This window comes from Streptomyces sp. NPDC037083 (assembly GCF_055606485.1).
The window spans coordinates 830,493-845,857 of record NZ_JBVJSQ010000003.1 but is presented as its reverse complement, the minus strand read 5'-3'; the positions used below and the strand labels follow the sequence as shown (position 1 = coordinate 845,857).

Genomic DNA, 15,365 nt, shown 5'->3' with positions numbered 1-15,365 from the left:
GACACGTCGAACCCGAACGGCGTCTTCTGCAGCACACCCTCACCCGACTCCAACCCGTACTCCGCCTGCATCCACAACAGCCGGTTCACGATCCCCGCGTGCGGCACCACCACACCCTTGGGACGACCCGTCGAACCCGACGTATAGATCACATACGCCGGATGCGAGGGCGTCAGCGGCGTGATCCGTCCGTCGTCCCCGGGATTGCCCTCCGGCCACCCAGCCGTGTTCCGCACCTGAGCCGGGTCGTCGAGAACACAGACCGGCCCGACCTCATCCAGCATCAAACGGACCCGCTCCGCCGGATACCCCGCATCCACCGGCAGATAAGCCGCACCCGACTTGAGCACAGCCAGCAGCGCCACCACGAGATCAGCAGACCGCGGCAACGCCACCGCAACCACCCGCTCCGGACCAGCCCCCCGCGCCAGCAAAGCGTGCGCCAACCGGTTCGCCCGCGCGTTCAACTCCGCATACGACAACACGACGCCCTCAGCCGTCACGGCCACCGCATCCGGCGTCCGCACCACCTGCGCCTCGAACAACCCCGGCAACGTCGCCGGCGCCACCACACGCGAAGTGTCGTTCCACCCCACCAACACCCGCTCACACTCGGCGTCGTCGAGAATCTCCAACTCCCCGACACGCCGAGCCGGATCAGCCGCCACCGCCTCCAGCAACCGCACAAAGCGGGCCAGCAGGTTCTCTGCCGTGCCGTGGTCGAACAGGTCGGTGCTGTACTCGAGGCGACCGCCGAGTCCCTGGGGTTCGCCGGCCGGACCACGAGCCTCGACGAGGTCGATCGTGAGGTCGAACTTCGCCGCGCCGGCCTCGGCCATGTCCGGGCTCACCCGCAGTCCCGGCAGGACGAGCCGGGGCTCGGCGTTGTTGTGCAGGGTCAGCATGGTCTGGAACAGCGGGTGCCTGGCCGCCGACCTCGGCGGGTTGAGCGCTTCCACCAGGTGCTCGAAGGGCACGTCCTGGTGGGCGTAGGCGAGCAGCGCGGTCTCGCGGACACGGGCCACCAGGTCGGTGAAGGCCGGGTCTCCGGAGGTGTCCAGGCGCAGGACCAGGGTGTTGAGGAACAGACCGACGACGTCGTCGAGCGCGTCGTCCGTGCGGCCCGCGATCGCGCTGCCGAGGGGTATGTCGGTGCCCGCGCCGAGGCGGGTGAACAGCGCCGCGAGTCCGGCCTGCAGGACCATGAACAGGCTCGCGCCGGACTCGCGGGCCAGCCCGTCCAGGCGGGCGTGCAGTGGGGCGTCGATCGCGATCGGCACGACTCCGCCGGTGTAACCGGCCACCGTCGGGCGGGGCCGGTCGGCGGGGAGGTTCAGTTCCTCGGGCAGCCCGTCGAGCACGTTCGCCCAGTGGGCGGTCTGACGGGCGATCACACTGTCCGGGTCGTTGTCGCGGCCCAGCAGTTCCCGCTGCCACAGGGTGTAGTCCGCATACTGGACGGGCAGGGGCGCCCACGCCGGGGCCCGGCCGGCGCGGCGGGCCGCGTAGGCCTCGGAGAGATCCCGCGCGAGGGGGCCGTTGGACCAGCCGTCACCGGCGATGTGGTGGATGACCACGACGAGCACGTGCACGTCCTGGCCGAGCGCGAACAGTTCTGCCCGCAGCGGCGGTTCGGCGGTCAGCTCGAACCGGTGGGCCGCGGCGGCGGCCACAGCCGCGGCGAGTTCCGCCTCGGCCGCCGGGCCGGTGCCCACGATCTCGTGCACCGGCAGTTCCAGGGCGGCGGTGGCCACCGAGGCCTCGATGACGGCTTGGCGCGGCTCCCCGTCGGAGTCCGGGAACACGGTGCGCAGACTCTCGTGCCGGGCCACGACGTCGCCGAGCGCCGCGAGGAGTGCGTCGCGGTCGAGGTCGCCGTCCAGTCGCACGACGAAGGGCAGGTTGTAGTTCGGGCTCGCCCCTTCGAGCTTGTGCAGGAACCACAGCCGGCGCTGCGCGAACGACAGCGGAACCGCCTGCGGGCGTCGCGTGAACGGACGGACCGGGGGGCGCCTGCGGCCGTGGCGGCCGTCCAGCCGGGCGGCGAGTCCGGCCACCGTGGGCGTCTCGAACACGGCGCGGATGGGCAGCTCCGCCCCGAGCACGGTCCGGATACGGCTGACCAGTCGGGTGGCGAGGAGGGAGTGGCCGCCGAGGGTGAAGAACCCGTCGTCGATGCCGGCGCTGGGGACGCCCAGCACTTCGGCGAACAGCCCGCAGAGGATCTCCTCCTCCGGGGTACGCGGCGATCGGCCCGGGTTCGCCCGCGCCGGGCCGGGTGCGGGCAGGGCACGCCGGTCCACCTTGCCGTTCCTGGTCAGCGGCAGCGCGCCGAGGGTGCTGAACAGGGTCGGGACCATGACCTCGGGCAGCCGTGCGGCCAGGTGCTCGCGCAGGGCCGCCGGGTCCGCACCGGCAGGGTCGGCCGGCACGACGTACGCCACCAGCCGCTGGTCCCCCGGCCGGTCCTCCCGCACGACGACCGCCGCCTGTGCCACCGACGGGTGGCCGGACAGTGCGGCCTCGATCTCACCGGGTTCGACGCGGTGGCCGCGGACCTTGACCTGCTCGTCGGCGCGGCCCGCGAACACCAGCACGCCGTCTACGGTCCATCGCGCCAGGTCGCCGGTCCGGTACATCCGGGAGCCCGCGGGGCCGAAGGGGTTCGCCAGGAACCGCTCGGCGGTCGGGCCGGGCCGGTTCAGGTAGCCGCGCGCCAGCTGCGGCCCGGCGATGTACAGCTCCCCGAGCACTGCCGGCGGCACTGGCCGGAGCGCGGCGTCGAGCACGTAGGCCCGCATGGCCGTCATCGGGCGGCCGACCGGGACCACGGCGGCGCCCGGCTCCTCACCGGGGGCGAGGTGGAAGTCGAGGCAGCCGACGGTGGTCTCCGTGGGACCGTAGTGGTTGACCACGGCCACCCCGGGGTGCTGTTCGCGCCATGCCCGCAGCGGTCCGGCGGGCAGTGCCTCGCCGCCGAGCATCAGCTGCTTCGACGGCGCGAACCCGGCGGGCAGGGCGGCGAGGATTCCCAGGTGGCTCGGGGTCGCCTTCATGAACGTCGCCGGGCTGCGGGCCAGCTGTGCCGTCACCCAGGGGGCGTCGTCGAGTTCGGCCACGACCGCGCACCCGCCGGAGGTCAGCGCACCGTACAGGCCGGTGACGGACAGGTCGTAGGACAGCGGTGTGGGGACCAGGACCGTCCCGTTCAGGCCGGTGTAGGCGCGCCTGGCGCGGGCCACGTAGCCGGCCAGGCCGCGGTGTGCGACCACCACGCCCTTCGGCCGGCCCGTGGAGCCCGAGGTGTAGATCACGTACGCCGGATGGTCCGGCAGCAGGGCGGTGACGCGGTCGGCGTCGGTGGGGCGGGTCGTGGCCTGTTGCTGAAGCTCCGTCGCGACGGCCGGGTCGTCGAGGAGCAGGCGGGCGGTGCCGGGGGTCTGCGGGAGTGCGGCCGCCGCCTCGCTGGTCGTCACGAGCAGGACGGGGGCGGCGTCGCCGAGCAGATGGGAGATCCGGGCGCCGGGGTGCGCGAGGTCGACGGGCAGGTAGGCGGCCCCGCTCTTGAGCACCGCGAGCAGGGTCACGACCAGTTCGGCGGAGCCGGGCAGCGCGACGGCGACCATCTGCTCGGGGCCGACTCCGCGGGAGATCAGCAGGTGGGCGAGGCGGTTCGCCCGTGCGTCGGCCTCCGTGTAGGACAACTCGGCGTCCGGCGCGGCCACGGCAGGGGCCTGCGGGGTGGCCGCGGCCTGCTGCTCGAACAGCGACGGCAGCAGCACGGGGGACGCTGCCGCCGTGCCGGTGTCGTTCCAGTCCGCCAGCAGTCGGTGCTGCTCGGCGTCGCCGAGGATCTCCAGGGCGCCGATCCGCCGGCCCGGTTCCGCGGCGGCCGCCTCCAGCAGCCGCAGGAAGCGGGCCATCAGGGCGTCGACGGTGTCGTGGTCGAACAGGTCGCTGCTGTAGGCGGCGTATCCGGTGATGCCGCCCGGGGCGCCGTGGGGGGTGGAGGACTCGGTCAGGTTGAGTGCCAGGTCGAACTTCGACGTGCCCGACTCGACCTGTTCGGCCGCGGCGTTCAGGCCGGGCAGGTCGACTCGCGCGTCGAGTCCGTTCGTGAAGGTCAGCATCACCTGGAACAGCGGGTGCCGGCTCAGCGACCTGGCGGGGTTGAGCACCTCCACCAGGTGCTCGAAGGGCACGTCCTGGTGTGCGTAGGCGGCCAGGTCCGTCTCCCGTACCCGGGCGAGCAGTTCGCCGAAGTCCGGGTCTCCCGAGGTGTCGGTGCGCAGGACCAGGGTGTTGACGAAGAAGCCGACCAGGTCGTCCAGGGCGTCGTCGGTGCGTCCCGCGACCGGCGATCCGATCGGGATGTCGGTGCCCGCTCCGTGCCGGGTGAGCAGCGCGGCCAGGCCGGCCTGCAGCACCATGAACAACGTCACCCCGTGGGCGTCGGCCAGCGCCGCCAGCTGCTGGTGCAGGTCGGCGTCGACGCGCAGCGGCACGGTTCCGCCGCGGTGCCCGGACACGGCCGGGCGCGGACGGTCGCCGGGCAGGTCCAGCTCGGCGGGGAGCCCGGCCAGCGCCCGCGCCCAGTACGCCACCTGTCGGGAGACGAGGCTGCCGTCGTCGCTCTCGTCGCCCAGCAGGTCCCGCTGCCACAGCGCGTAGTCGGCGTACTGGACCGGCAGCGGCGGCCACTGCGGCGCCTCGTCGGCGCGGCGCGCGGCGTAGGCGGTGGACAGGTCGCGGGCCAGGGGCACCATGGACCACGCGTCACCCGCGATGTGGTGCACCACCACCAGCAGGACGTGCCGGTCCGGGCCCGTCGTGAACAGTTCGGCGCGCAGGGGCGTCTCGGTGGTCAGGTCGAAGCCGGTGGCGGCTCCGGTTGCCAGTGCCTCGTCCAGTGCGGCCCGGCCGACGCGGCGTACGGGAAGGTCGACGGCGCTCGCCGCGGGGTCGAGCACCACCTGTCGCGGTGCCCCGTCGGTCTCGGGGAACACGGTGCGCAGGCTCTCGTGGCGCGTCACCACGTCGGTGAGGGCGGCCCGGAGGGCCGCATGGTCGAGCGCTCCCTCCAGCCGGAGCACGAACGGCATGTTGTAGGCGGCGCCGGCCTCGGGGCCCTCCAGCCGGTTCAGGAACCACAGGCGGCGCTGGGCGAAGGACAGCGGCAGCGTCTGCGTGCGCTCCGTGGGCCGTACCGGCGGGCGGGCGCGGCCGTCTTCCCGCTCCAGGGCGGCGGCGAGGCCCGCGACCGTCGGCGCCTCGAAGACGGCACGGATGGGGAGTTCGGCGCCCAGGGCGGCCCGGATCCGGCTCAGCAGCCGGGTCACCAGCAGCGAGTCGCCGCCGAGGTCGAAGAAGCTGTCGTCGACCCCCACCCGGTCCGCGCCGAGGACCTCCGCGAACAGGTCGCACAGCAGGTGCTCGGTGGCGTCGCGCGCCGGGCGCCCCGCCTCCCGCGAGGTGAACACCGGGGCCGGCAGGGCGGCCCGGTCGAGCTTGCCGTTGACCGTCAGGGGCAGTCGGTCCACCACGACCACGGCCGCCGGGATCATGTGGTCGGGCAGGCTCCGGCCGGCGAACGCCCGCAGCGCCCCCGCGTCGGGCCGGACAGCGGCGCCGGGGACCACGTAGGCCACGAGCCGCTTGTCGCCCGGCCTGTCCTCCCGCACCACGGCCGCGGCCTGGGCCACGTCCTCGTGCCGGGCCAGGACCGTCTCGATCTCCCCCGGCTCGATGCGGTAGCCGCGCAGCTTCACCTGGCCGTCCGCGCGGCCGACGTATTCGAGCCGGCCGTCCGTCGACCGGCGAGCCAGGTCCCCGGTCCGGTACATCCGCTCCCCGGGCCGGCCGAAGGGATGCGCCACGAACCGCTCCGCGGTCAGGCCCGGCCGGTTCAGATATCCCCGTGCCAGCCCGGCGCCCGCGACATACAGCTCGCCGACGGCACCCGGCGGCATCGGCTGCAGGCCGGCGTCGAGCACATGGGCGCGCAGATCGGGGATCGGCTCGCCGATCCCACTCCGGTGTGACTCCGCCGTCGCGTCCCGCTCGTCGAGGGGTGCGTGGGTGACGTGCACCGTGGTCTCGGTGATGCCGTACATGTTCACCAGCCGCGTCGCGTCGGCCGGATGCCGCTCGTACCAGTCCCGCAGCTTCCCGGGCTCCAGGGCCTCGCCACCGAGGATCACCGTGCGCAGCGCCAACGCCGCCGACAGGTCCGGGGCGTCCCGGTCGGCCCGTATCAGCTGGTAGAACGCCGACGGTGTCTGGTTGAGCACGGTCACCCGGTGACGCACCAGCAGGTCCAGGAAGTCGGCGGGGGAACGGCTCGCCTCCTGCGGGACCACCACCAGTCGGCCGCCGTGCAGGAGCGGTCCCCACAACTCCCAGACGGAGAAGTCGAAGGCGAAGGAGTGGAACAGCGTCCACACGTCGTCCGCGCCGAAGTGGAACCATGGCCGGGTCGCGGTGAACAACCGGGCCACGTTGCGGTGCGGGACGAGCACGCCCTTGGGTGTGCCGGTCGACCCCGACGTGTAGATCACATACGCCGGATGCGAGGGATCCAGCACTCCGGCCCGCTCACCGTCGTCCAGATCACCGTCCCGTTCGCCGGCCAGGGCTCGGGCAGTGCTGTCCTCGTCGAGCAGTACCGGCGCGTCCACGTCATGCGGCATCCGGGACGCCAGATCGCCCGTGGTGACCAGGCACACCGGGTCGGCGTCGGCGAACATGCGCGCGATCCGGCCGGGCGGATAGCCGGGATCGATCGGCAGGTACGCGGCGCCCGCCTTCACCACCGCCAGCAGGGTCACCACGAGTTCGGCGGAACGCGGCAGCGCCACAGCCACCAGCCGCTCCGGCGCGGCGCCCCGTTGCACCAGCAGACGCGCCAGCCTGTTCGCACGCTCGTTGAGCTGCGCGTACGAGAGCTTCATGTCCTCGGCCACCACGGCCACGGCGTCCGGGGTGCGGGCCGCCTGTTCCTCGAACAACCGCGGCAGCGCCCGCGCCGGGGCGTCGGGGCGGGTGGCGACCGGGGCGGGCGCGGGCAGCACACGTGCGCGTTCGCCCGGGAGCAGGAGATCGAGCCGGCCGACCGGCTGTCCGTGGTCGGCCCTCGCAAGCCCCTCCAGGAGACGCAGGAAGCGGTGCTGATGCGCGGCATGCTCCGCGGGGTCGTAGACGGCGGGGTTGGCGTCGAGGTCGACGCGCAGTGTGCCGTCGCCGGACCGGGCGTCGACGCAGATGGACAGGTCGTGAACGGGCCCGATCGCCAGGTTGCGGATGGTGGCTCGGGATGCGCCGAAGACCAGGTCGTAGGCGAACGACATGATGTTGATCACCGGGCCGACGAGACGGCGGCCGCTGCCCAGCGTGTTCAGGTCTCGGCTGATGTCCTCGTACCGGTAGCGCTGGTGCCTGAGCAACTGCCGGGTCTCGGCGGACACCTGCCGCATGAGTTCGCGGCCGGTCATGTCCGGCCGTACGTGCAGCCGGAGCGGCAGCTCGTTGGACATCGGTCCGCGGATGCCCCGGCCGCCGCCGCTGCGCGCGGTGACGGGGAGGCCGAGGGACACGTCCTCGGCGCCGGTCATCCGGCTGAGGTACACGGCCGTGGCGGCGATCAGCGGCACGGGCAGGCCGACCCCCGACCGGCGGGCCAGCGCCCGCAGGGCGTCCGAGGTCGCCGTCGGCAACTGGGCGGTCTGCCGCAGGAAGCTCCGCGAGGGTTCGCCCGTCCGTCCCGCCAGGGCGACCGCCTCGGGGCGGTCCGCCAGCTTGCTCTGCCAGTGCTCCCGGTCGCGCGCGAAGCGCTCCGAGGCGCGGTATGCGGCGTCGTCGGCGAGGAGCAGGTCCAGCGAGCCGCTGTCGTCCTCCCGCTCGGGAGTCCCGTTCACCAGGGCCGTGTAGACCTCGGCGACACGGTGGGCGAACAGCGCGCACATGAACCCGTCGGTGACCAGGTGGTGTCCGCGAAGGTAGAGGAAGTGGCGGTCGGTCCCGGCCCGCAGCAGCGCCAGGGTGAACGTCCGGCCGGCCTCGAGGCTCACCGGGCCGGCCGTCTCGGCCCTCATCCAGGCCTCGGCGGCGGCTCGCGGGTCGGGCTCGGCGCTGACGTCCAGTACGGCGAACGGCCAGTCGCCCGCCGGCGCGTACACCTGGCGCAGGCCCTGGTCGTCCTGGACGAAGCCCACGTTCAGCGTGTCGGTCTCCGCCACCGCCCGCCGCGCCGCGGCCTCGAGCAGCGGGACGTCGACAGGGCCGTCGATCTCCAGGTACTCCGCGGTGTTGTAACTCGGGCTCTGCGGATCGAGCTGCTGCGCGAACCAGATACCGCGCTGCGCCGACGACAGGGGCCAACTGCGGTGCAGAGTACCGGACACTACTCATCCAATCTTCACAGCGCCCGCCGGACGGCAAGGCAGGTGGAACCGTTGGTGAATTCACCGGTGAGAAAGCGAGGGGGGCTTGCCGTCCGGCCGAACCGCCGGGCCGGGAAGAGCCGGACTCGCTTTCCCGACCGGCGCTTCCCGGCCACGGCGAAACCGCTCCGAACACTCCCGCCCCCGCCCCGCCCAGCGAACGTGTGTGACACACGGCTGAAAACAGCGCGGGTCACCGGGGAAAGGACAGGAAGAGGGACACGAGGGAAGAGAGACAAGGGGAAAGGGGGCAAGAAAAGGGGAAAGGCGTTGTGACCGTCAATCGGCCATCGCGGCGATGAGGCTCGCGGGCCGCATGTCCGCCCAGTTCTCCTCGACGTAGGCCAGACACGCGTCCCGTGTGTCCTGCCCGTACACCGTCCGCCACCCGTGGGGTACTTCACTGGAAGAGGGCCACAGCGAGTACTGCCCCTCGCCGTTCACCAGGACCACGAACACGCCGCCTGCGTTGTCAAAAGGGTTCATGGCGGGCTGTTTCCTCCGGTCGAACCATGGAACGTCGTGCGTTACCAAGCATCTGCGCCGGACGGCGCGACCACATCCGCAATCTCCACCGTTACGTCACGCGAGCCACGTGCGTGACGCCGCGCGCCTCCGCCGTCCGGCCGCTCCGGGATCTGCCCGGCAGCCGCTTCGGCCTGTGCGCAGGTGCAGGCGATAGGTCCGGTGTCCGCTCCTCGCGCAGGGGAGGCGGAACGCCGGCGTTCACGGGCATCACCCGGCCTGCCGGGCCGCCCACGCCGCGACGTGGGTCCGCGAGCGCAGGCCGAGCGTGGTTCGGATGTTGCGGACGTGCGTCTCGACGGTGCGCACCGACAGGTGCAGGCGGGCAGCGATCTGACGATTGGTCAGGCCTGTGGTGACCAGGGTGATCACATCCCACTCGCGCGGGCTGAGCGGGTCGTCGCCGCCGGTTCCTCCGCCCGCGCCGTCCACGATGCCCTCCGGCCGGGGCGGCACTCCGAGCCGTCCGTGCAGCGCGTAGTCCACGATCTGCCGTGGCTGCAGCTTCCGTCCGGCCACGAGCGCCCCCTCTGCCCGCGCCTTCGGCAGCGCCCTGAGCGCCGTGTCCGCCGCCGCCTCCACCCGCGCCCGGAACCAGGAGGGCAGAGCGGAGGCCGCGAAAGCGCCTTGCGTCTCGGCGGTCGCGCACAACCGCAGCCCCCGTTCGAAGCGGCCGTCGCGGACCGCGGCGAGGGCCAGGCCCCAGAGTGCGAGGCTCGCTCCGCCCGGGTGGTCCGTGCCACCCAGGGCCTCGGCGAAGAACGCCTCCGCATGTGCGGGATCGTCCCGTTCCAGGGCCAGCACCCCGGCGGTCACCAGGGTCATGCGCAGCGGGGACGGGCACTCCTGCGCCCTCAGGACCGGAAGGGCCTCGGCGACCAGCCGTCCGGCCCGGGCCATGTCGCCGGCCGGCAGCGACTGCCAGGCGAGGAGGGTCAGACAGAACGCGGTCGCGACCGGGTCGCCGACCCGGTCGCTCAGCTCCAGGCACTCGTGGAGATCGGACCGTGAGCCCTGGTCGCCGCGGTGCGTCCGGGCGACGCACAGCGCCAGCAGCGCGCGGCAGAGCAACGTGTCGTCGCGGCGCGGGCGTCGGCGTTCGAGCCTCACGGCTTCGTTCGCCAGCCGGATCGCGTCGTCGTGGTCCCCCTCCTGCACCGCGAGCCACGACGCCGCGCCAAGGGCGATGCTGCGGTCGTCCGCTCCCGGGTCCGTACCGTCCAGCGCTTCGGCCAGCAGCGCCCGCGCCTTCTCCGTCGGCCGTCCCTGGTGGACGTCCACGACGGCCAGCGCGCCGGTGAGGAGGAGTCGGCGCGGGTCGCCGTCGGCGTCCCACTCCTCCAGCAGGCGGGCGAGGGTGTCGCGTTCCTCGGCCAACCGTCTGCGGGGGCCCGCGGGCGTGAGGGCCGTCTCCCGGAGCGGACGCGCCAGGTCCGCCAGCCAGTCCACGAGCCGGTCGTACACCGCTGTCTCCTCGTTCTCGGCGCGGAGCCGTTCCTTGCCGTAGCACCGGATCGATCCGAGCATCCGGAACCGGGCGGAACTCCCCCTGTCGGCACAGGGGATGATGAGGGATTTCGCTTCCAGGGCGGCCAGCAGTTCCGGTACGGCCGACGCGGGGACGTCCCCGCCCACGGCGAGGGCCGTGGCGGCGTCCGGCCCGAAGCCGTCCGGGAGCAGCGAGAGCGACCGCAGCAGTGACCGCTGCACCGGCGTCAGCAGGTCGTAGCTCCATTCGATCGCCGACCGAAGGCTGTGATGACGTGGGTCCGCCGTACGCCATCCGCAGGTCAGCAGGGAAAGGCGGTCGTCCAGCCGGTCGTGGAGCACGGCCGGCGGGAAGGCCCGTACGAGCCCGGCCGCCAGTTCCAGCGCCAGCGGCAGCCCGTCGAGCCCGGCGCACAGGGCGGCCACGTGCGCGGCGTTGTCCTCGGTGAGTTCGAACTCGCAGGACACGGCCCGCGCCCGGTCGACGAAGAGCCGCACGGCGTCCGAGCCGAGCATGCCGGTGAGCGTTGCCCCGCCCTCGGGGTCCGGCAGACCGAGTCCGGTCACCGCGTACACGGTCTCGCCGGGCAGCCGCAGCGATTCCCGGCTGGTGGCCAGAACGCGCAGGCCCGGATGGCGGGGCAGCAACGCGCCGAGGACCGGTCCGCAGTCGTCGAGCACATGCTCGCAGTTGTCCAGTACCAGCAGCCGTTCCCGGTCGGCGTCCGCTGCGCCGCGGGCCCCCGCGATCGACACGCGCCCTTCCGAGGTCCCGGCGAGCGCCGCGGCGATGCGCTGTCGGACCTCCTCGCCCGTGTTCGCCGACCCCAGTTCCACCAGTTCCACCTCACAGCGCCCGGCGCGCTGCTCCAGGCCGGCCAGTTCGAGCGCCAGGCGTGTTTTGCCGACGCCCGCGGGACCTGTCAGGGTCAGTATCCGGGTGGTGCGCACCAGGCGTCTCAGCTCCACCAGTTCGTCCGAGCGACCGATGAAGCTGCTCAGTCGGGCCGGTGTCCCCGGCGAATTCATGGCGCCCACCGCGTCGGTTTTCAGCCGCCGACGGTAGGCGCGCTGCCGGCAGGCATTCGAGCAATATCTGGGAGGCGCTTTTCCGGTCCCCGTACCGTCTGTGTCGTCCCTGCGAATCCGCTTACCGCACGCATCACAAGAAGACAAGGGCGATTCAGCGCCAATCATTCAAGAATCTCCTTCACCAGGCACTTCGTGCTGAGCTCTCGCCTCGTATGCTGCATGTGAGCCCTTGGCCAAGTCTTGCTCTCCTCTTGCAGTCACGCTGCAAGAGGGCACCGCCCGGATCCGGCGCCGGTATGCGAAGTCGTGTGGGCGACCAGGACGGGACGACGACCCACGGGCAATCGAGACCGCGTAAACACGCTTTGTGCGCCGCCTGTCTCGCGTGCAAAGACAGGGAGAATGGAGGATGCCGGCGCCGTAAAGGCACCGGCCCTGAGTGGTCATGGCGAGAAACAATTCTGCAGAAGGCCAAAAAGAGTCCGAGCACGGGGACGCGTACGCGATAGGACTTCTCGGCCCGCTGACCGTCACCCGGGCCGGGGCGCCGCTGGACCTCGGGCCTCGGATGCGCCGTGTGCTGATGATCCGTCTGCTCCTGGAGGAGGGGCGCTCCGTGGCCATGGACCGCCTGTGCGAGGACCTCTGGGAGGGCCGTCCGCCGGCCGGCGCCGTCTCCTCGGTTCACGCCCACATCAGCAGACTGCGGGCCGCTCTCGAACCGGACCGCCGTCGGCGCGCCCGGTCCCGGATCCTGGTCAGCAACCCGGCGGGGTACGCCCTGCACCTTCCCCTCAAGGCTCGCGACAGCGTCCGCTTCGAGCAGGCCGTGGCAGAGGGACGGCGATTACTGGACGAGGGAGAGGTCCGGCGCGCCCGCCAGGAGACCGAGACGGCCCTGGCGCTGTGGCGCGGAGCACCGTTGACCGACGCCGACGATCACGCGTTCGCCCTGGCGGAGATCACCCGGCTCCACGAAGTGCGGCTCGCGGCCCAGGAGATACGCGCCACGGCGATGGCGCGGGCGGGCGAACTCGAACAGGCCGTCCTCGCCGCGGAGGAGCTGACCGCCGCCAACCCCCTGCGCGAGACGGCGTGGAGCCTGCTGATCCGCGCGCTGTACCTGTCCGGCCGGACCGCGGAGGCGCTCCAGCGCTACGAGGCGGTACGTCAACTCCTCGCAGACGACTTCGGCCTGGAGCCGGGTCCCGCTCTTCGGGAGATCCAGCTGGCCGTCCTGCGCCATGACACCTCCGCGATCTGCCCGAAGTCCGCCCCGGCGCCCCTCCCCCGGCCGCGCAGCGAGGGCCCGGGAACCCTTCCCCGGGCGACCGGAGCGAAAAGCGCCGGCACCACCGACGGCTTCCGCACCCCGGAACCGGCCGGACCCGATCACCGGCACGGCGAACAGGGAGCGGACGCCCCCGCCACCCCGCACCGCCACGAGGACGCACCGCCGACGACCGGCGCCGCCGCCTCCCCGCTCACCGTGACCCGCCCCGCCCAACTCCCCGCCGACCTCCCCACGTTCGTCGGACGCCGCGCCGAACTCGACCGCGCGCTCGCCCTGCTCCCCGAACACGAACCCGCACCCGTGTCCACCGTGGTGATCAGTGCCATCAACGGTATGGGCGGCGTCGGCAAGACCACCCTCGCCATCCACTGGGCCCACCGCATCGCCCACCGCTTCCCCGACGGTCAGCTCTTCGTCAACCTGCGCGGCTTCGGCCCCGAGGACTCCGCCATGAGCCCCACCGAAGCGGTACGGGGCTTCCTCGACGCACTCGGGGTCGCCCCCCAGCGGATCCCGGCCGGACTCGACGCCCAGGCCGCCCTGTACCGCAGCCTCATCGCTGACAAACGGATGCTGATCGTGCTGGACAACGCCCGGGACACGGAGCAGGTCCGTCCGCTGTTGCCCGGCGCGCCGAACTGTCTGGTGATCATCACCAGCCGCGATCAGCTCCGCGGTCTGGTCGCGGCCAGCGGGGCGGGCCCGCTCGCCCTGGGACCGCTCACGGCCGCAGAGGCACGCGAGGCCCTGGCCCGTCGCCTCGGCGCCGACCGCGTCGACGCGGAGCCGGACGCGGTGGAGGAGATCGTCGCCCTGTGCGCGAAGCTGCCCCTGGCCCTGGCCGTGGTCTCCGCGCGGGCCGCCGCGCACCCCACGTTCAGCCTCGCCTCCATCGCCGCCGTCCTGCGCCACACACACGGCAGTCTCGACGGCTTCCAGGACACGGACGCGTTCAGCGACGCACGGACGGTGTTCTCGTGGTCCTACCGGGTGCTCACACCGCCGGCCGCCCGCCTCTTCAGGCTGCTCGCCCTGCACCCGGGCCCCGACCTGTCCGCGCCCGTCGCGGCCGGCCTCGCCGGTCTCGCCGCCCGCGAGACCCTGCACCTGCTCACCGAGCTCACCACGGCCCACCTGCTCACCGAACACGAACCCTGCCGCTACGTCCTGCACGACCTCCTGCGCGCCTACGCCACCGAGTTGCTGGACGCCGACACCTCGGCCGGGGAGCGGCACAACGCGCTGCGCCGGATGTGCGAGCACTATCTGCACTCCGCGCGTGCCGCCGCCCGGCTGATCGCCCCGCACGGGGCGGACATCGACCCCGGCCCCGTGGGCGAGGGGGTCGTGCCGGAGGAGCCCGTCGACCACCGGCGCGCCATGGACTGGTTCAGCACCGAGCACAAGGTGCTGATGGCCGTCGTCGTGCTGGCCGCCGAGACCGGCTTCGACTCCCACGCCTGGCAGCTGGCCTGGCTGCTCCAGCCCTACCTCGAGCGGCGGGGGTACTGGCACGACCAGGTCACCGTGCAGCACACCGCGCTGACCGCCGCCGAACGGCGGTCCGACCTCGCCAGCCAGGCCAGGGGACACGAGGGCCTCGGCGCCGCGTACTCCCAGCTCGGCCACGATGCCGCCCGCTCCCACATCGACCGTGCCTTCGCCCTGTACGGCGAGGTAGGGGACACCGCCGCCCAGGCCGGTGTCTGTCTCCTGCTCGCCGCTTCGCTCCACCGCCGTGGCGAGAACCGCAGGGCACGCGAACACGCCCAGCGAGCCCTGGCTCTGCACCGGGCGGCGGGACATCGCGCCGGGGCAGCCCAGAGCATCTCCGCGATCGGCTGGTACAACGCCGTCCTCGGGGATCACACCCGGGCCATCGCCCTGTGCCGGCAGGCACTCCCCCTGCACCGGGAGCTGGGCAACCTCAGGTGGCAGGCGGCCACCTGGAACACCCTGGGCTTCGCCCACCACGGGCTGGGGGACGACGAGACGGCCATCACCTGCTACCAGAACGCCATCGGACTCTTCCGCAGCCTCCAGGACACCCCCAACGAAGCAGGCACCCTCGCCCGCCTCGGTGACGCACTCCACGCGACCGGCGAGGTCGGCAAGGCCCGTACCGCGTGGCAGCACGCCCTGATCACCCTGGAGGCACTGGGCCGCCCCGAGGCGGACGGGGTCCGCGCCCGGCTCCGCGGCCTCAGGGATTCCGAGTGCGACAAGGCAGGTCTGGGGTGCGACTCCTCCTCGTCGTCCCCGGACGCACACGGCTGATCCTCGTCTCCGCTCGGCGACGGGACCGTTCCGATGCCCTCAATGATCGACGCCGGGACAAGCCGCCGCATCGGCAATGTCCACCGTTACGGGACTCCGCCCCCGCCGATCGCGCTACCAAGCCGGGCGGAGGCCGTGACCCGGATCGCGGCGCGGGCGGCCGGAGGCCGGGGACAGGAACGGGGACGGGGACGGGGCCGGGGCTGGGGCAGAGGCCGGGGCAGGGCCAGGGCCGGGCCGGGGCCGGGGAAGCCCGCCCGTGTCGGTGCGGGGGCCGCGGGGGCCCGCCCCCGGCCGGCCACGGGGATGTC

General features: G+C 72.9%; 4 protein-coding genes. 1 reads left to right on the top strand and 3 read right to left on the bottom strand.

The window, feature by feature from the left end:
• From ACZ7DE_RS12180 to ACZ7DE_RS12170, 3 genes are all read right to left on the bottom strand, one after another.
• Positions 1–8,399 (bottom strand): amino acid adenylation domain-containing protein (locus ACZ7DE_RS12180; RefSeq protein ID WP_470760048.1); only part of this gene is annotated, 8,399 nt, incomplete at its 3' end.
• 318 nt (positions 8,400–8,717) lie between these two features.
• Positions 8,718–8,924, bottom strand: coding sequence for an MbtH family protein (locus tag ACZ7DE_RS12175; protein ID WP_470760046.1), 207 nt, complete (start codon positions 8,922–8,924; stop codon positions 8,718–8,720).
• Between the two features lie 249 nt (positions 8,925–9,173).
• Complete coding sequence (locus tag ACZ7DE_RS12170; protein WP_470760044.1) at positions 9,174–11,480, bottom strand: ATP-binding protein; 2,307 nt, start codon at positions 11,478–11,480, stop codon at positions 9,174–9,176.
• A 448-nt stretch (positions 11,481–11,928) separates the two neighbouring features.
• Here ACZ7DE_RS12170 and ACZ7DE_RS12165 point away from each other — a divergent pair, with 448 nt between their 5' ends.
• Positions 11,929–15,054: an AfsR/SARP family transcriptional regulator gene (locus ACZ7DE_RS12165; protein ID WP_470760042.1), complete on the top strand. Its 3,126-nt coding sequence runs from the start codon at positions 11,929–11,931 to the stop codon at positions 15,052–15,054.
• Positions 15,055–15,365: the final 311 nt, after the last annotated feature.

Bases quoted from the DNA above. Each gene is read 5' to 3' on its own strand.
- ACZ7DE_RS12175 (WP_470760046.1), bottom strand. From the start codon at position 8,924: ATGAACCCTTTTGACAACGCAGGCGGCGTGTTCGTGGTCCTGGTGAAC.
- ACZ7DE_RS12170 (WP_470760044.1), bottom strand. From the start codon at position 11,480: ATGAATTCGCCGGGGACACCGGCCCGACTGAGCAGCTTCATCGGTCGC.
- ACZ7DE_RS12165 (WP_470760042.1), top strand. From the start codon at position 11,929: ATGGCGAGAAACAATTCTGCAGAAGGCCAAAAAGAGTCCGAGCACGGG.